Origin of the sequence: Methanobrevibacter sp., from assembly GCF_045539575.1 — an archaeon.
GTDB lineage: Archaea > Methanobacteriota > Methanobacteria > Methanobacteriales > Methanobacteriaceae > Methanocatella.
On the sequence record NZ_JAZQFM010000009.1, the window covers coordinates 1 to 18,075 of the forward strand.

Here is an 18,075-nt window from a genome sequence, read left to right on the forward strand (position 1 = left end):
TTCTTTTTCTTTTTTTAATAATCTATAAATATAATTTTTTATAAATGAATTATCATGTTATTCAATTAAATTTATAACGATATTTATTTAATCATAAAATATTTTCTATTCATGCATTAAATTCTTTAAATTTATTGAATATACTTTAATTAGATTATATGGGGGAAATATTATTAAAAGACTTAAATTTAATGGAGTAATTCTTTTAGTTCTGATTTTTTCGATATTACTTATAAACACAGCGTATGCCGCAGACAATGTCTCTGCAAATTCACCAATAGCCGATGATTTCAGCTCAATTCAAAGCATTATTGATGAAGCTGAAGCGAGAAGCACAATTCATCTTGAAAACAGGACTTATTTGGGTAACGGTACCTCAATTAAGATAAACAAGGACATTAATATTTATGGGGTTGACTCATCAAGCACAATACTGGACGCAGATTACAAATCAAACATTTTTGTGATATCAAAAAAGGTCACAGTAACTATTTGCAGAATAACTTTCATAAACGGTAAAACCTCTGCAAATGGAGGAGCTATTGAAAGCAACGGATTTTTAACTGTTAAAGATTCCAAATTTGTTAATAATTATGCTGATTATGGTGCACTGAGAGGATCAAGCGGTTCATTAACTGTTTACAATACTGTTTTTGAAAGAAATTACGGTGACGGCGGAGGAGCTGCAATAGATTCATATCAGACAGCTACAAAAGTTGTAAACTGTACTTTTTTAAACAATAATGCTCATGAAGGAGGGGCAATTTACAATAGATTCAGTGATATTCAATTGATAGATTCCAGTTTCATTAACAATTCAGCTACAAGAGGTGGTGGAATTTACAACAACAGGGGATTTTTAACCATAAAGAATTCCAAATTCTACTCAAACACAGCATCCCATTTGGGCGGTGGAGTGAAAAGCTGGGGGTACTGCGAAATTTATGACAGTGACATCAGGGGAAATGTTGGCCAGTATGGTGGAGGAGCTTACATCTCTGACTTTACAATGACTATAAAAAACACCATAATTGACAATAACTCTGCTGAAGAAGGCGGGGGAGCAATTTCTGATTCCTACGGCACTCTGATAATTGAAGGTTCAACAATTTCAAATAATCATGCTGTTTTGGGCGGAGGATTATGCGGAAGTACCGGAGATATTTTTGCAACTGACTGCATCCTGTCCAATAATACTGCTAGCGATAACGGTGGAGGAATATCTGCTTATCTGGCTACAATTGCAGGAGTTCAATTTACATCCAATCTTCAAAATGTTATTTTAGCAAACAATACTGCTCCAAAAGGCGGAGGCTTGTATCTTGCTACCACTGCAGGCAATTTTGACAATGTTCAGTTAATTAACAACACTGCAAATGAAGGGGGTGCAATTTACAATATCGGAAACTTGAATTTCAATTCATTCACCTTAAACTATAACCATGCTGATGTTGGTGGTGCAATTTACAATAAGGGCACTATGGACATCACAAATTCCAATTTAAGCTTTAATTCTGTTGCCGGCCGTGGGGTGATCTATAATGAAGCGACTTTAAACGTGATTAAATCAGAGATGAATTCCAATATTGCTGAGAATGGAGTTATTTATAATGTTGCCAGATTGAATTTAACCAATTCCAAATTTTCCAGCAATAATGCAAATGGTTATGGTGGTGTTGTTTATAATTTGGGCAGTTTAAATACAGTTTCAAGTGAATTTAACTCAAATCAAGCAAAACTTGGTGGCGTAATTTATAATGCAGGTAAATCCACATCTCTTTCAAATTCAAGGTTCAATAGCAATAATGCTGAAAGGGCGGCAGTGATTTACACTACTGGGGACGTTTCCATTTCAGATTCTCGTTTTGAAAACAATAGAGTAACCCATAGCTTAGGCATTATTCAAGTCCTTAAGGGAAATATTGATATTCAGGGCTCCGTTTTCAAATCAAACACAGGTTCGGATGAGGGTGGAGTCATTTTCAACATTGACGGAACTATTTTAATAAATAATTCCAAATTCATATCCAATGCCGCATTAAGTTATGGTGGAGCTATCGACAATGCTGGAAATCTAACTATAATCAATTCATTATTCGATAAAAACCAGGCTTATGGTGCTGGAGCTATTGACAATGGAGGAAATCTGAAAATAATTAAATGCAACTTCACAAACAACAAGGCGACTAAAAATGGTGGAGCAATAGATAACAACAATATATTGAATGCTTATGGTTGCATTTTCGAAAACAATGTTGCCGGAGCTGAAGGAGGAGCAATCATCGCCAGAAAGGATATTGATCTTACTCACTCTGCATTATTCAACAATAGGGCTTCCAGAGGAAATGCAATTTTTGTTAACAATCAAAACAGCAATCTGACAGGTAACTGGTGGGGAGAAAACAGTCCTGACTTCAATGCATTGATTTCAGGTAACATTTCCGATGATTTCGATTGGATTGTCATGGACTTAAAGACAACAGGTAAACTGATGCAATATGAGGCAATCAATGTTGTTATCAGTTTTAATCACATAACAAACGCTAATGGAACAGTATCTTCATTAAATTCTACTGAATTGTTGCCTGTATTTAAAGTGACTTTGACAGGTGGAAATGCTTTGCATGTTTGTGATGGATATCTTTCAAAATCAATAACAGTGCCTGCCAAAAGTCCGATTACATTCAAAGCCAATAATCAAAGCTTTTCATTCAGCACTGTTAAAAATCCGTCCAAGATTACCAATAATAAAAATGTAGTTAAGGAATATGACGGCAAAATCACCTTTAAAGTCAGAGTCATTGGAAAGAACGGCAAGGCTGTCGGCAAAAATGAAGTTGTTGTCATGAAAGTTGCAGGAAAAACCTACAATGTTAAAACGGATAAAAACGGCTACGCCTCAAAGACATTTAGCTTAACTCCTGGAAAATATACAATAACAGCAACCTATAAGGGATCAACTGTTAAAAACACACTGACTGTTAAAAAGGTCCTGAAAGCTAAAAGTGCCACTGCGAAAAAATCCAAAAAGATAAAGTATACTGCATCATTAAAGTCCAGTAAAGGAAAAGCCATTGCAGGCAAGAAAGTCACATTTAAAATCAATGGAAAGAAGTATTCTGCAAAGACAAACAAGAAAGGTGTGGCTACAGTCAACTTCAAGAATTTGAAAGTGGGTAAATATTCAGTTATTGTCAAGTATTTGAACTCACAGGTCAAAACCACCTTGAAGGTTAAAAAATAGAATTATAAGGATAAATCATATCCTTATTTTTTAATTTTTATGTAAACTGTCTTTTGTGACGCCTTGTACAGTTTATCTCCGAAAAATTTAATTATTGCTTTAAATTTTCCTTTTTTTGTAATCTTAAGCTTAAATGTCACTTTACCTTTAGAATTGGTTTTTCCGGAGTATGTCTTGTTTTTCACTTTAATGAATATTTTTTTATTTTTTAAAACATTTTTTCCGGTTTTCAAAGTAACTGTGTATTTTTTAACCTTTTTCAACTTGAAAGACTTTGATGCGGCACTAATTGCAGTTTTTTTCTTAGTCACCTTTTTAACAACGGTTTTTGTGGTGTTTTCAACTGGCTGCTTTTTGGTGACGTTGTTATATGTCAAATTGGTCAATGTAGGATTGTTGCATTCCATTTGGATTTCAGATTCGAAATAGGATATGTTGTTGTTGAATGTGCAGTTTTCAATTTGAATATACTTGTTTGAAATGAAGAGTGATTTTCCTTCCTGTGCATCATTATGGTTGAATTCACAGTTTTTAATTGAAGCGTCATAGGTGGCAGAATATATTGCGCCGCCGATTTTAGCTGAATTTTCACTTAATGTTGAATTCTCGAGAATTGCATCTCCTTTAAGATAGATTGCTCCTGCATATGCTCCGGTATTTTTAATGAATGATGAATTTTTTATTGTAACCGTATTTTCATTTTCGATTGCTCCTCCATATCCGATAGCAATATTTCTTTCAAATACAGTGTTTTCAACTACTCCCTGTGAGAAGAAATAAACTGCTCCTCCGTCGGATGCCTCATTTAGAGTGAATGTTGAGTTGGAAATGGTTACCTTGTCATTGCAGAAAACTCCTCCTCCGAGAAGCTTTGCAAAGTTATTCTTGAATTCGCAGTTTTTTATAACTCCTCTGCCATCAAAATTGACAGCCCCTCCAAAGGTTGCATAATTGTCTTCAAATTTTGAGTCTATGATTGTTGCAGCGTTTTTAAAGTATATTCCTCCGCCAATATTGAGGGTGTTTGTATTTTTCAAATTAATGGATGTGCTGTTTTTCACGACTGCATTGATGAGCTGTCCGTTTTGTCCGCTCCAATAGATTGAAGCTCCTTCAGAATCTGAATTTCCATTTATCAGCGCTAAATTCTTCAGGACAACATTGTTTGATTTAATGTTAAAGATTCGGGCTTCGCTATTGGCGTTTATGGTATGGCCCTGCCCGTCAATGATTAAATCATCAATGTCAATATCAATCCCATTGCAAAACTGCTGGTCGTTTAGTGGGTTGTAGGCATAATCCCTAGTAAGGTTTAACACTTTGCTTTGTGATGATGAGTTTATCTCATTGTTTAAAGCTGTAAAGTCATTTGAACCTGCTGCATTTGAAATATTGTCATCAGATATGTATGAAACAGGTTCGGTTCCATTAGTTTTCACTGCATTAACGCAGGAAGCGGATATGAAAATGAGCATCAAAATGCTTAAAATCATTATTTTAGTTTTAATAATCAAGTCCCCCAAAAATTTATATGATTATTTGTATATTGCAATATCTATATGAAGTTTACTTCAATTCAGTTTTCGTTTTTAATATAATTTGCACATTTTTTTTTAAATGAAATAGAAATATATTAATTATATTGATAGTATATATTTACATATTGAATAAAATTTCAATTGTTATAAAATGAAATTGTGGTTAAAATATGAGATTTAAGAGAGTTTTATTATTATTGTCTTTCTTATTAGTTGCAATGATTTTTATAGGTTCAGTTTCAGCTATTGAAGATAATAATGTTGATTATAATAATTTAACTATGGATTCATCTAACGATATGATAAAAAGTGTAGATGATGATGAAATTGGTACTTCGACTGAAGAAGATACATTGGGTGCATCTCCAAAAACAATCACTGTTGATGCAGTGGGAGAAAACCACAATGAAATGAGTGAAAAAACCATTAAAAATGCATTAGATGGCGCAGCTGATGGAGATACCATAATTATTCAAGGCAGTGAATATGTGCATGTCCATAGGACAATTGATAAGAAGCTGACCATAAAAAGTGATGTTGGAACTTCATTAAGTCCATGTTCCAGTTCAGCAGATTCGGGTTATCATGGAATTTTCTATTTGACTTCAAAGGCCAGCGGTACTATCATTGAGGGATTCAACTTCATTGGCGACGGCATGTTATACAACAATGGGGATTATGCCATCCTGATTAATGGCGCCTCAAATGTGATTATCAGAAACTGTACATTTTCTAATATTGGCACTGCTGATGCAATTAGGCTAGTAAATGGAAATGGCATAACCATTGAGGGCTGTTCAATAGCTGATGCTGTTTATGGAGTAAGTATTAAGGATTCAACTAATGTAATAGTTAAGAATTCAGACATCAAAAACAATGAAATCGCAGGTGTTTCTGTATCAGGATCAAGCAAGACCACAAACATTGTCTCCAATAACCTTACAGGAAACGGCGTTGGAGTGAATCTAACCTCATCCAACTATGTATACGTTTTAAACAATTACATAGCAAACAATTATCATGGTGTCTATGTAAACTGCAACGTTACAAGAATTGAGATTAAAGGCAATTTCTTCAATCAAAACAGGATGTATGAAGTCTTAAATGATTACAGAGTTAAAAATCTGGTCAATAACAAGTTAAAAATAGGATATCCTGATCTTGAGATAATCGACAACAACTATATGGTTGGTCTTGAAGGGGCTCAGGAGGAAAGACCGGTTTACCGTATTCAATATGATTATAAGGGTACAAACAAAGGTGACTTTGCATATGATTCAGTAAACGATGTCTACAAATATGTAGGTGACAACAACGGTGATTACGTATCAAACAAGGGTGCGGTCTTCCTGAGATATGTGTTTGAAATCAATAAAAACGTTAACTGCCCTGTAATCTTTTATACATATGATAAAGGTGTCCAATGGTCAATGAGCGGCAACTACGAGCTTCAGCTGAGTGAAATCACACAGGTCAAGAAGGGAATCTATTCAATTTCAATCGTTGATGAAAACGGCAACATTGCAAAGGATTTAAGTTCAGTGCCTGTAACATTTTACCTGAATAAGGCTACAAAACATGTAAAACCTGATGAGGGAGACATTTACAGAACAGTAATGATGGTAAACGGTACAGCAAAAGTCAGGTTCTATCAAAGTGAATTTGCCGAAAGCGGAAACGTCATAACTGCAGTTGTTCCGACAAACGGTGTGAACTTTGATTCTAAGGTATCCAAGACTTTCGCTGTTGATGATGCGGCAATTCCTGGAACACCAACTAACACTACAATAACAGTTTCCGATTTGAACACCTATCCTAACTCAAATCAGCAATTGATTGTTACATTAAAGGATATCAACGGAAACCCTGTAGTCGGTGAAACATTAACAGTCAAGCTCAATTCAAAAACATACTCTCCGGTGACTGATGCTGACGGTCATGCTGCAATAAAAGTTTCAATTGCAAAAGAGGGAACCTATACAGCAAGCATTGTTTATCCTGGTGACGATGTTGACTATGAGCCAAGCAGTGCGCAGGCAAAGGTTACAGTCAAGAAAACTGCCTCCAAAATTGTCAGTTCAAATCTGAACATGATACCTAAGATGGCTGAATATTACTCAATCACTTTGAAAGATGCATCAGGCAAAGCCATTGCCAGTCAGAAAGTCACTTTCAAGGTAAACGGCAAGACTTACACCAAAACCACAAACAGCAAAGGTGTTGCCAAAGTCAAGTTAAAATTCTCTACAAATAAAAAAACCTATAAGATTGCCATCAGTTTCAAAGGAAATAACAAATACAAGGCAGTTTCAAAAACAAACAAGATCGTTGTTAAATATTCATCAAAAGCCGCTAAGCTGACAGCTCCTAAAGTTACAATTCCTCCGAAAACATCCAAGACATACACCGTAACATTGAAGGATGGAAACGGCAAGGCAATCTCAAAACAGAAAGTTGTTGTTAAACTCAACGGTAAAAAATACACCAAAAAGACAAATTCAAAAGGCCAGGTTAGCGTTAAGGTCAAATTCTCCAGCCTGAAAACATATAAGGTTTCCGCATCTTATGCCGGAAGTAAAATCTATAAAAAAGCGTCTTCAAGCGGCAAAATTGTTGTGGCCAAAACCGCTACAAAAATCACCGCTCCTGCTCTTTCAGTTCTTCCAAATGATGCAAAAACATACACTGTAACTCTAAAGGCAAACAACCAGGCTTTATCAAAACAGAAAGTGACCATCAAGGTGAACGGCAAAACTTACACCAAAACCACTGACAGCAAAGGTCAGGCTAGCATAAGCGTTAATTTTGCTGATGAAAAGACCTATGATGTCAATGTGAATTATGCTGGAAACACATACTATAAGGCTTCAAAGACAACAGGAAAAATCACTGTCGCTAAATTGGGCACTGTCATTGAAAGCTACAACAGGACATATTCCATGGATGCACAAAAGGATTATAGAATATCCCTAAAGGATGCTTCCGGAAACCCATTGGCTAATCAGACATTAGGCTATTCATTCAATGGAGGAAACTATTCCCAAGCAACTGATGAAAACGGTCAAATCACATTGGATTTGGGAAGTTCAGATCCGTCATCATTTGAAATAGGCATCAGTTATTCAGGCAGCGATAAATATAAGGAAAGCTCTTCAACAAGCAAAATCACTATTTTAAATGGCACCAGCGTGATATTTGTCGATAGTGGTCTGCCAAATTCAGAAATCCAAAATATCTTAGACAACGCTCCTATTTGGTCTTATGTTGAATTCCTTGGAGACAGTTATTCTGATATTACTCTAACAGTTAATCAGGGAATGAAAATTTATTCCAGAAGCGGAACTGTTTTAAACGCACCTTACAATAATCCTGTCTTAAAAATAGCTGCTGATTCAGTATCCCTTTGTCATTTTGTCATTTGCGGAAATTCAAGTGATGCGGTTGACATTGTCAATGCATATGATGTAAATCTAATCAACAATACAATTGTAAATCATTTGGATGAATCTAAAATCGACAACTACTCTGATGGAACCGTTAACTTGCCTGGATACGGCATATGTGTTTCAAATTCATCAGGAATACTGTTGTATGGAAACAGAATATCATTGTTTGAAAGCGGTATTTTTGCAGAACACTCCTCAGATTTACTCATTGACAACAACACATTGAGGGAAAATAACTATGGTATCAAATACGGATTTGGAGTTTCTGACACTAATATTGCAAACAATGAAATTACAGACCAGACCGGTTTGTACATCATGACAGTTCCTGAAGGCCCGTCAGGATACGGAATATTCTTAAACAATTCCTCAGTTAATGTGACAATCAGCCAGAATCACATAGCCAATAACCATTTAGGCATTTCTCTTGATGCAAACTACTCTACAGGAATCGTGATTACTCAAAATGTAATAACCGACAATGTACTGGAAGGAATCAGATTCAATGCAGGTTATGATTTGGCTCAAAATGCTGTTGAACCTGTCGTAACAGATAATGCTATCTACAGAAATGCTGTAGGTCCAAGTATGATGATTTTAGGTGAAATGAGTGCAAACCCTGAAGGAATCTACGGTCCTGGCCAATGGAATGAGTCATTAAGACTTAAATTGGATCCTAACTGGTACGGAACAAATACTTTGGTAACATGGGATTATGATACGGGTGTTGTAGGATATGGAACAATGTGTCCGAGAATAAGCACCACTGCAATCAAGTTCGATAATTTGACCTGTAACTCTCCTGGAAATTACAGCATTGTATTTTACAAAAACGGCGAGGTTGCATCAAATCTTCCGGAATTTGACATGTATGCAACATTGAACAGGGGAACAGCCAATGAAGTTGAAGTAAACTTTAATGTTGTAGGTGGTGTTGGTACATTTTGTTTCAACGCAGACAGTTACAATGATGCTGATAATGTCATTGAAATTTCCGTTGGATCATTGCTTGATTCCACTTACAGGACATTCAAAATCACCTCAAAATATGATGTTCCGCAAAGTGAAATTCCAGTTTAAATAAATATGTTTTTTACATATTTATTCTTTTTTTATTTTTTTCATATATCACTTCAGATTAATTAAATCTATTTTTAAAACAAGATGTCTTTATGTTAATCAAAGATGCATTTAAAATAATGGCAATGGCATTTACTGTTAAAATTATTAATCAAATTTTTCATTTAATCAATCTTGAAACCGCACTCGCTGCAGGCTTTTGTCTGGAATTTCACAACTCCACCACATTCCGGACATAGCCATCTTTCACGGTCCTCTCTCATCATGCGTCCGATACCTGTGGTTTTTATTCTTTTGGCGCTGTCCAATGTATTCAAGTCATGCCTTTTGACATATTTTTTTGAGTGCTTTTTCATGAGCGGGCATGGAAACTCACTGCAGCGTCCGCAGTAGCTGAAATTTTTGGAATCAAAACAAGTCTTTATCTTGCACTTCAAACTGGCCTTACTTTTACCGTCATTGCTGATCAGGCATCCTGCACATGGATTTTGATATTTTTCACAGCTGATGCAATTTATTCCGCAGGGTGCAAGTAATTTTGGGTCTAGTTCTTCAGGCATTTTCATAATACTAGTTTGGTTTATAGGGTTATATATCTTTTTCAAATCCATAAGTATTCATTCGCATATCGCTTGAAATTTGTCACAGTATTTATAAAATTTAATTGTTCCGATTATTCATTGTTAATAAAAATAATTACGATAATATTTTCCTTTTTTTCTTAAAAACAATCAATTTAACTGTTTAATGGGAATATTAAAATATATTTTTAATTAAATTCTTTTTAATTATAATTTACCATTATTCATATTCAAATAGGAATTTTTAGAAAACTTATTTAATAACTTAGTGAATATATATTCTTATCGATAGTTTAGTTTGGGGTTTTATAATGGAAAGGAAAATAAAAGTAATAATATTGTTGTTGATTGTTTTGGTGGTGGCGGGAGTGGCTACACACTTATTTTTATCTCCTTCGACTGTAGAAAGTCAGGGGTCAAAAAATATGACTGACATGATTAACAGGTCAGTGGAAGTGCCGGCTTCAGTTGGCAATGTAGTGGCAACAAGCCCTCCAATGACTACTGTTTTATATATGATTGCTCCCGACAAGTTGAAGGCTGTCAACTTTGAGTGGACGGACGATGAGCTGAAATATGTTCCTAGCCAATATGCAAACTATCCTAATGTGGGCGGTTGGTACGGTACACAGGACGGAAGCTATGAGGAATTCATCGCCACAGAACCTGATGTCATTATCGAATCAATTGATGAGGGCGGTGACGGCGATGCATCCACAGTTGAGGAACGTCAAAATAAATTCGGAACAATTCCTGTAATAGCCGTTAAGGACACTACAAACATAGAAAAAATTGGAGAGTCAATACTCTTCATGGGTGAGGTCGTCGGAGCTGAAGACAATGCAAACAAGCTCAATGACTTCAATAACAAATACCTGGACATTGTCCATGACAAGGCATCAAAATTGTCAGACAGCGATAAGAAAACCGTTTACTATGCTCAGGGTGATGACGGACTTCAGACAAACCCTTCACATTCCACACATGGTCAACTGATTGACCTTGTTGGAGGGGTCAACGTTGCTGACGCTGCAGGTCAGGGAAATACAACAAACGGCGTTCAGGTGTCAATGGAGCAGGTGATCAGCTGGAATCCTGAGGTAATCATCACAACCGATCCTGAGTTCTATGCAAGCGTATATTCAGATTCAAACTGGGGAAAAATAGATGCTGTCAAAAATCATCAAGTTTACCTGTCTCCGCAGTCACCGTTCAAATGGTTTGACAGGCCAGTTGGAGCAAACATGATTATTGGTGTTCCATGGACTGCTAAGGTAATCTATCCTGACCAATATAAAGACATTGACATGGTTGGAGCAACTAAAGAGTTTTACGGCAACTATTATCACATAGATTTAAGTGATAATGACGCTAAGCAGCTATTGTTAGATTCAGGGCTTAAGGAATCAAACTTATAGGGGAATTTTATGGATAATGAGACAAAAGAGATTATAAGTATCGTACTTTTAATCTTTTTCCCTATTGTTTTATTTTTTGCCTCTTTTCTACTTGGAAGATATCCAATCAGTCCTATTGATGTAGTATATACTATTTTATCACCGATATTTCCTCAGCTGGAAGTGTCTCCCACTATTACAACAATAGTCTTTGAAATCAGACTTCCGAGAATAATCGGAGCAATTGTTGTTGGTGCTTGCCTGGCCATTTCAGGAGCCGCATTCCAGTCAATATTTAAAAACCCGTTGGTATCATCTGATTTGCTTGGCGTGTCTAATGGGGCAGGTTTCGGAGCGGCATTGGCAATATTGATCAGCGGTGCAAATGTGGTCACACAGCTGTTTGCATTCATTTTTGGATTGATTTCAGTTTCAGTCACATATCTGATTTCAAAAACCTACAAGGCCGGAGGAATACTGGTTCTGGTCTTGTCAGGAGTGGCCATTTCAGCATTTTTCAACTCACTGATTTCTGCCATCAAGTTCATTGCTGATCCGGATGATAAATTGCCTGAAATTGTATACTGGCTTATGGGAAGTCTCGCTTCCATCAATATGGATAAGCTTATAATGATTGCAGTTCCTGTGATAATAGGATTGGTTATCCTGCTTTTGCTCAGATGGCATATGAATCTGCTTGCAATGGGGGATGAGGAAGCGCAATCCCTGGGATTGAACCCGTCAAGAATCAGACTGCTCATTATTGCGGGCTGCACATTGCTCACATCAGCCGCCGTTTCCATAAGCGGCATCGTCGGCTGGGTAGGACTGATCATTCCACACATGGCGCGTATGATTGTCGGTCCGGACAATAGAATTCTTCTTCCGGCATCACTGAGTCTGGGCGCCAGTTTCCTATTGCTGATTGACAATATATCCCGTGCGGTGATTGCAATTGAAATTCCGATTGGAATACTGACTGCGATAATAGGCGTTCCGATATTTTTATACCTGCTTAAGAGGGGGTATTCAGAATGGTCGTAAATAATAAATTGTTTGAAGCTAAAAACATTTCATTTTCATATGACGGCGAAGAGATATTCAACGACATCAGCTTTTCCATTGATAAGGGAGATGTCCTGTGTATTTTGGGACCTAACGGGACTGGGAAGACAACCCTGATAAAATGCCTTAACGGATTGCATGATATTGACTCAGGAGACATTTTAATCAATGGCAAGAACATTAAAAAACTCTCATTTAAGGAGATTTCAAGACATATCGGTTATATCCCACAGTCTCACGTGCCGTCATTCCCATTCAATGTGTTTGATGTAGTTTTAATGGGAAGGGCACCGTATCTTAACCTGACTGATTCTCCTAAGGATGAGGATGTGGAAATCGCTTCAAATGCACTGAAGACTTTGGGCATTGAATATCTCAAAGATAAGGAATACACCAATTTAAGCGGTGGGGAAAGGCAGCTTGTATTTTTGGCAAGGGTGTTATGTCAAAAGCCGGACATGCTGATATTGGATGAGCCGACCTCCCATCTGGATTTCGGAAATCAGATAAAGCTTCTTGAAATTATTGACAACCTCTCAAAAAGCGGGTTGGCGATTATAATGTCTTCACATTTCCCTGATCATGCATTCCTGAGCTCAACTAAAGTTGCAATCATGAAAGATAAGAAATTCATAGATTTTGGAACTCCTGACGATGTTGTAAATGAGGAAAATCTGAAAAAGGCTTATTCGATAGATGTTGAATTGATAGAATTGGATGATGACAGAAAGGTATGTGTACCTATGAAAACAAATTTAAAATTAGACTTATGAGGTGTTATTATGAATGAAAAGGATTATGATGAACAATTGGCAAAGGCCCGTGACTTTCATGGTCATATATGTGGCGGAATTGCAATAGGCACAAAGCTTGCAATGTACGGGCTTGAACTGCTGGGCATGCCGTTAAATGAAAGGCATAAAAACTTGATAGTGTTTTTGGAAATCGACAGATGCATGTCAGATGCTGTTCAGTCAGTTACAGGATGTTCCATGGGTAAAAGAACATTAAAACAGATGTATTACGGTAAGTTTGCAGCAACATTCTACAACCAGGATACCGGCGAGGCATTAAGAATAACTGATGCTGATGCAAACAAGAAATTCAAGGATGAAGAGACAAAAGAGGAAATGATTGCCCGTTTCAGACGCACTCCTCCAGAAGAGCTGTTTCAGGTTCAGAAAGTTAAGATTGAATTGTCCAGGGGGGATATGCCGGGCAAACCTTATACAACAGCATTCTGCTCAGTCTGCGGCGAAAAGGTATCTGACGGCAGGCACAAGCTAATTGGCGGAAAACCTGTTTGTAGGTCATGTGCTGAAGGTTCATATTACGAGATAATTGATGAATAATATTGCAATTTTTATTCATCATAATTTTTTTTCTTTTTAGATTTTTATCAAAATTTTTTCTTTAATTTTCATAAAAGTAATTGATTTATCTTTTTTTAGAATATAAATCCTAAATTGCTTATTAATTTATTTTTAAATAATTCATTACGATATGTTTATATATTCATGTTGTATAATATTTAATTAGATAAGGAATATAGGTTGAAATCATGGATTTGATTGGGGGGTATTTATTGGTAATTCTGGCAGTATTTGCTGGGAATATCGCATTGCTTTTGGGAAATTATAAAATCAGCAATGTTAAAGTAATTTTAACATCCCTGATATTTTCCGCTGCTGTTTTTGTAATATTGAATGCCTCAGGTTATCTTAATGCTCCGTTATCATTTTTAATGGATTATTTTAGCTACATCTTTTTTGCAATGGCGATAATCTTAATGGCCAGCTTATTCTATTTGATTAGAAATGATAAATTTAAAGTGGCATTATATCTGATTCTTGCGACATTTTTGGCTTCAGCAATATTGTTTGCATCCCAGTCAACTTTAAGTCTCTTTGAAATGATTTTATATTCTTTATTGGTGCTTATTGTTTTATTAGTTGTTCAGAAACTTTCAAAATTATTACATCATGCAAAAAGACAATATCCTGTAATAATCGGAGAGTATATGTGTCTGTTTTCAATATTGATGTTCATTTTCGCTTTCACATATTTCTCTACTTTGAATCTGGATTATTCAATGTTTAGCGCATTTTTAATCCTGACACCAACCTATCAGCTGATTTATGTTATTATAGCTATTATTGTTATTTTGGTTATTGGTGTGCTTATAAATGATAGATGGGGGGAAATTCATGATAATTCAAGGAACTGAAACACTGACTTCATTTATACATATCCTTTCCGAAAGCCTTTTAACTCCGGTAATCGTTTTGCTGGTAATATCAATAATCATTGTTATCTTGGCATTTGGAGGTTTAATAAATGAATACATTTCCAGAAAACCGATTTCATCCAGGGATTTGGAGGATTTGGTAAGACGTGTTTCATTTTCATCAAATGTTAATCAAATGAAGGAAGAAATAATTAATAGTGGTCTTTTTGATTATCAAAAAGAGATTTTAACTAGAATCGCTGATAATTATGATATCGGTTCTCAGGCAAGAAAGGCTCTGGCCAGTGAGCTGATATCCGCTCATGAGACAAGACTGATTAAAAAAACCAACAAGACCGACATTCTGGTTCGTGTGGGTCCTAGTTTAGGTCTTCTGGGAACATTGATTCCGTTAGGTCCTGGACTTGCAGCTCTCGGAACAGGGGACATTGCAACACTGGCGGAATCTCTGACAATCGCTTTCGATACAACCGTTACAGGTCTGACTGTTGGAGCCCTTGCATTTCTGATTTCAAAATATAAAAAGCAATGGTATGAAACAGAGCTGATTGATGTTGAAACCGTGGCTGAAGCGGAACTTGAAACTATTGACAAATGGTGATTTTATGCTCAGGAAAAGAAGAAGGATTTCCGAATCTGTAGACGATGACCCTATGAGCGGTTTAAACAACCTTTCAGATGCGATGCTGGTTTTGGCTTTGGGCTTTCTGATATTTGCCATAATGGCATTGTCAGTAAATCCGGACATGATTACCCAGTCACAGTCCACACAGGATGTTTCAACTGCCGATACGTTCAGCCAGAACTATACCAGTGCAAGCGGTATGGAAGACAGCGGATACAATGAGGTTGGAAAGGTTTATGAGGATCCGACAACCGGTGAGCTTGTGATGGTTTCGGGTTGATTTACTTTTTTTTATCTATTCTTTTTTTTAATATTTTTTTCAGTTTTCAAATTGTTTTCATTTAGAAAAATTGCTTGAGGTTCGTAAAATTGTTTTAATCAAACACTGAATGCTTTAAATGCTTTAAAATCAAATAATATTCTATGAAATTAAGAAATGTGAGATTTATAATTTATTTAATTATTGATATTTTTTCATCGGTTTTTTCTTTAGATAGTTTTAAAATATTTTTAAAAGATCAAAAAGGGGCTTTGGTTCTGCCGATTGCAGGTGTAGCTATTGATGATAAAGACTGGATAAAATACAAATCATTGAAGTGTAATAAGTATATTGAATCAATAACTCTCAAGGATTTGTCTTGTGATTTTAGTGAAGAGGCATGCCTGCTGGTTGATGAATTTAGAAGAAAAACAGTTGATGAGATGGTAGAATGGATGATATATTTTGATTATCACACAGGGGAAGTGATATACTGTTGGGAAGGTGAAGAGGGGAGATGTCTAGGAGATATGGAAGTAACTAATTTCATGGGAAGAAATGTTGCTTCAATTCATAGTCATTCCAGAAATTATTATTCATTTCCATCTCCTGAGAATTTTGATATTTTAGAAAATAAGTTTGAAGACTATGAAATTGTTACTTCGGTTAATGCAATTTGGACAGTTGAATTTAAGGGTGAAGTTTGCAGAAGCATTAGAGAGGATTTTCAAAATAATCTTTCTGCTAAAATAAGGGACATAACTTTAAATTCAATAACTGACTGAACAGATAATATTGGAAATCTTATTGAAAATGAAGTTAGTAATTATATATTAGATGAGTTGAATACAATTATATGTGGTATTGAATTAAGTATAATTAAAAAGGAGTATGATTAAATGGCTCAATCATGTAAGTCAAATACAGTAATTCAAATATCAAAATGCGGAGGCATTCCAATCTTTCCTGATGAATCATTATGGAATGAAATGTGTAAAAATTATGATGATGATTATTTAGAAATATACAAACGGAAAGCCGAACAGTGTTATAAAAATTTAAATATTAAATTTCCATGGGATGAAAAATAGAAAAATCTAATTTTAACGATACTTTTATAAATGGATAAAACAAATATTTTATTACTGTTATTATTTAGCAGTATTAAATTACTTTTTTTGGGATAAGTTCCCATATGGATGTGGCCTTCGTGGCTGAACAAAAAGGTGTTATTTATGTATAAATATATTAGAGACGCATGGAAAAACCCAGATGAGTCCTACGTACGTGAACTCATGTGGCAAAGAGCTCCTAAATGGAGAAGAGAAAAAGCAGCTCAAAGAATTGAAAGACCAACCAGACTCGACAGAGCTAGAAGCTTAGGTTACAGAGCTAAAAAAGGTTTCGTTTTAGTAAGAACCAGAGTAAGACGTGGTGGAAGAAGGAAAACCCGTCACTTCAACGGTCGTAAACCTAAAAGAATGGGTGTTAACAAAATCACTCAAGCAAAATCCATTCAAAGGATTGCTGAAGAACGTGTAGCTAAAAAATACCCTAACCTTGAAGTATTAAACTCCTACTGGGTATGGTCTGACGGTAAATATAAATATTACGAAGTAATTTTAGTAGATCCACAAAGTCCTTCTATCATTAACGATAAAAAAATCAATTGGATTTGCTCCAAAAAACACACTAACAGAGCTCTCAGAGGCTTAACTAGTGCTGGTAACAAAGGACGTGGAATCAAATCTAAAGGAAAAGGCTCAGAACAAGCTAGAAGAAGAGACTTATAATTCTTCTTTTCCTTTTTTTATTTTTTTTCTGATTTAAATGATTCACAACATCAAGTTCCGTGCCTTCGTCTATGAGGATGAAAGCGTTGATGAGATTAGTCAAGCTATTTTAAACATTCTTCCTGAGGCTGAAATCGAGGCTGAAGAGGCTGAGGGGATGCTTGAAAATAAGATATTAATTCTATCAGGTGTTGTGTCCAAGAAACGATACACCAAGGCTTTTTTTAACACACTTCTTGAAAGCGTTGATTTGGACAAGCTGAATGATGATCTTGAAAGGAAGATGGATGATAAGGGCAACTGGTTTTTAAGATTTGACAAGACTGATGCTCTAGATGAAAAATGGACCATATTGGACAAGGGTGATGCTATCCATCTGAAAGTTAAAATTGCGGCGTTTCCTGCCAAAAAACAGATTGCTGTTGATAAGGTGAGGGATGCGATTTCAAGTGTTTAAATTGGTATTTTCCCAAGTTAATGGCCAATTATTGTATTTTTGAACTTTTTTTAGTGAAAAAGACTAAGGTGAGATTACTATTGTAGTCTGTTATGAAGTTGCATTAACAATTTTTTTTTCACTGTTGAGTAGTTGATGTATTTCTAATAATTATCATTCTTTATCTTGGGAATGTTACCGCGTGAAGTTAATGGGGAGATAGATTAATGAGTATGATAGTATTTTCATTTTAATCTGGATTTAACTTCACAAAGATGTAAAACTGCGTTTACATGCTATACTATTATTTATCATGATATATAAATATTTTGTTCATTATATTTTAAATTTGATAAATTTATT

At 35.6% G+C, this 18,075-nt stretch carries 15 protein-coding genes; 13 read left to right on the forward strand and 2 right to left on the reverse strand.

Going from position 1 to position 18,075, the window contains the following annotated elements; translation table 11 throughout:
* The first annotated feature begins 361 nt into the window (after positions 1–361).
* Positions 362–3,244 carry an Ig-like domain-containing protein gene (locus ACKI30_RS00860; RefSeq protein WP_407409076.1) on the forward strand — a complete coding sequence of 961 codons (2,883 nt, stop codon included), beginning with the start codon at positions 362–364 and terminating at the stop codon, positions 3,242–3,244.
* A 23-nt stretch (positions 3,245–3,267) separates the two neighbouring features.
* Here ACKI30_RS00860 and ACKI30_RS00865 read toward each other — a convergent pair whose 3' ends face one another.
* Positions 3,268–4,737, reverse strand: a complete 1,470-nt coding sequence (locus ACKI30_RS00865; protein ID WP_407409078.1) for a hypothetical protein — start codon at positions 4,735–4,737, stop codon at positions 3,268–3,270.
* A 215-nt stretch (positions 4,738–4,952) separates the two neighbouring features.
* Between ACKI30_RS00865 and ACKI30_RS00870 the strand changes: the two genes are divergently transcribed.
* Positions 4,953–9,308, forward strand: a complete 4,356-nt coding sequence (locus tag ACKI30_RS00870) for a right-handed parallel beta-helix repeat-containing protein (protein ID WP_407409080.1) — start codon at positions 4,953–4,955, stop codon at positions 9,306–9,308.
* Positions 9,309–9,472: 164 nt separating this feature from the next.
* On the opposite strand, the gene ACKI30_RS00875 is transcribed toward ACKI30_RS00870, so the two are convergent.
* Complete coding sequence (locus ACKI30_RS00875; protein ID WP_407409082.1) at positions 9,473–9,874, reverse strand: DUF3795 domain-containing protein; 402 nt, start codon at positions 9,872–9,874, stop codon at positions 9,473–9,475.
* Positions 9,875–10,200: 326 nt separating this feature from the next.
* On the opposite strand from ACKI30_RS00875, the gene ACKI30_RS00880 reads away from it, so the two are divergent.
* From ACKI30_RS00880 to ACKI30_RS00930, 11 genes are all read left to right on the forward strand, one after another.
* Positions 10,201–11,307, forward strand: a complete 1,107-nt coding sequence (locus ACKI30_RS00880) for an ABC transporter substrate-binding protein (RefSeq protein ID WP_407409084.1) — start codon at positions 10,201–10,203, stop codon at positions 11,305–11,307.
* A gap of 9 nt (positions 11,308–11,316) precedes the next feature.
* Positions 11,317–12,330 (forward strand): FecCD family ABC transporter permease, encoded by a 1,014-nt coding sequence (locus tag ACKI30_RS00885; protein ID WP_407409086.1) that lies wholly within the window; start codon positions 11,317–11,319, stop codon positions 12,328–12,330.
* On the forward strand, positions 12,321–13,124 hold the full coding sequence (locus ACKI30_RS00890; RefSeq protein WP_407409088.1) for an ABC transporter ATP-binding protein: 804 nt from the start codon (positions 12,321–12,323) through the stop codon (positions 13,122–13,124). The genes ACKI30_RS00885 and ACKI30_RS00890 overlap by 10 nt, the downstream gene beginning before the upstream one ends.
* Positions 13,125–13,130: 6 nt before the next feature.
* Positions 13,131–13,703: an FmdE family protein gene (locus ACKI30_RS00895; protein ID WP_295162814.1), complete on the forward strand. Its 573-nt coding sequence runs from the start codon at positions 13,131–13,133 to the stop codon at positions 13,701–13,703.
* Positions 13,704–13,912: 209 nt separating this feature from the next.
* Positions 13,913–14,578, forward strand: a complete 666-nt coding sequence (locus ACKI30_RS00900; RefSeq protein ID WP_407409090.1) for a peptide ABC transporter permease — start codon at positions 13,913–13,915, stop codon at positions 14,576–14,578.
* Complete coding sequence (locus tag ACKI30_RS00905; RefSeq protein WP_407409092.1) at positions 14,559–15,200, forward strand: MotA/TolQ/ExbB proton channel family protein; 642 nt, start codon at positions 14,559–14,561, stop codon at positions 15,198–15,200. The genes ACKI30_RS00900 and ACKI30_RS00905 overlap by 20 nt, the downstream gene beginning before the upstream one ends.
* 4 nt (positions 15,201–15,204) lie before the next feature.
* Positions 15,205–15,504 (forward strand): DUF2149 domain-containing protein, encoded by a 300-nt coding sequence (locus tag ACKI30_RS00910; RefSeq protein WP_292740593.1) that lies wholly within the window; start codon positions 15,205–15,207, stop codon positions 15,502–15,504.
* A gap of 143 nt (positions 15,505–15,647) precedes the next feature.
* Positions 15,648–16,268 carry a hypothetical protein gene (locus ACKI30_RS00915; RefSeq protein ID WP_407409094.1) on the forward strand — a complete coding sequence of 207 codons (621 nt, stop codon included), beginning with the start codon at positions 15,648–15,650 and terminating at the stop codon, positions 16,266–16,268.
* Positions 16,269–16,382: 114 nt separating this feature from the next.
* Positions 16,383–16,574 carry a hypothetical protein gene (locus ACKI30_RS00920; RefSeq protein ID WP_407409096.1) on the forward strand — a complete coding sequence of 64 codons (192 nt, stop codon included), beginning with the start codon at positions 16,383–16,385 and terminating at the stop codon, positions 16,572–16,574.
* A gap of 144 nt (positions 16,575–16,718) precedes the next feature.
* Positions 16,719–17,276 carry a 50S ribosomal protein L15e gene (locus ACKI30_RS00925; RefSeq protein WP_295603494.1) on the forward strand — a complete coding sequence of 186 codons (558 nt, stop codon included), beginning with the start codon at positions 16,719–16,721 and terminating at the stop codon, positions 17,274–17,276.
* Positions 17,277–17,313: 37 nt separating this feature from the next.
* On the forward strand, positions 17,314–17,733 hold the full coding sequence (locus ACKI30_RS00930) for an RNA-binding protein (protein ID WP_295603492.1): 420 nt from the start codon (positions 17,314–17,316) through the stop codon (positions 17,731–17,733).
* The last annotated feature ends 342 nt before the right edge of the window (positions 17,734–18,075 follow it).

Excerpts from the sequence above, each read along its gene's own strand:
- ACKI30_RS00865 (WP_407409078.1), bottom strand. The coding sequence starts at position 4,737 with ATGATTTTAAGCATTTTGATGCTCATTTTCATATCCGCTTCCTGCGTT.
- ACKI30_RS00870 (WP_407409080.1), top strand. The coding sequence starts at position 4,953 with ATGAGATTTAAGAGAGTTTTATTATTATTGTCTTTCTTATTAGTTGCA.
- ACKI30_RS00875 (WP_407409082.1), bottom strand. The coding sequence starts at position 9,874 with ATGAAAATGCCTGAAGAACTAGACCCAAAATTACTTGCACCCTGCGGA.
- ACKI30_RS00880 (WP_407409084.1), top strand. The coding sequence starts at position 10,201 with ATGGAAAGGAAAATAAAAGTAATAATATTGTTGTTGATTGTTTTGGTG.
- ACKI30_RS00885 (WP_407409086.1), top strand. The coding sequence starts at position 11,317 with ATGGATAATGAGACAAAAGAGATTATAAGTATCGTACTTTTAATCTTT.
- ACKI30_RS00890 (WP_407409088.1), top strand. The coding sequence starts at position 12,321 with ATGGTCGTAAATAATAAATTGTTTGAAGCTAAAAACATTTCATTTTCA.
- ACKI30_RS00900 (WP_407409090.1), top strand. The coding sequence starts at position 13,913 with ATGGATTTGATTGGGGGGTATTTATTGGTAATTCTGGCAGTATTTGCT.
- ACKI30_RS00905 (WP_407409092.1), top strand. The coding sequence starts at position 14,559 with ATGATAATTCAAGGAACTGAAACACTGACTTCATTTATACATATCCTT.
- ACKI30_RS00910 (WP_292740593.1), top strand. The coding sequence starts at position 15,205 with ATGCTCAGGAAAAGAAGAAGGATTTCCGAATCTGTAGACGATGACCCT.
- ACKI30_RS00915 (WP_407409094.1), top strand. The coding sequence starts at position 15,648 with ATGAAATTAAGAAATGTGAGATTTATAATTTATTTAATTATTGATATT.
- ACKI30_RS00920 (WP_407409096.1), top strand. The coding sequence starts at position 16,383 with ATGGCTCAATCATGTAAGTCAAATACAGTAATTCAAATATCAAAATGC.
- ACKI30_RS00925 (WP_295603494.1), top strand. The coding sequence starts at position 16,719 with ATGTATAAATATATTAGAGACGCATGGAAAAACCCAGATGAGTCCTAC.
- ACKI30_RS00930 (WP_295603492.1), top strand. The coding sequence starts at position 17,314 with ATGATTCACAACATCAAGTTCCGTGCCTTCGTCTATGAGGATGAAAGC.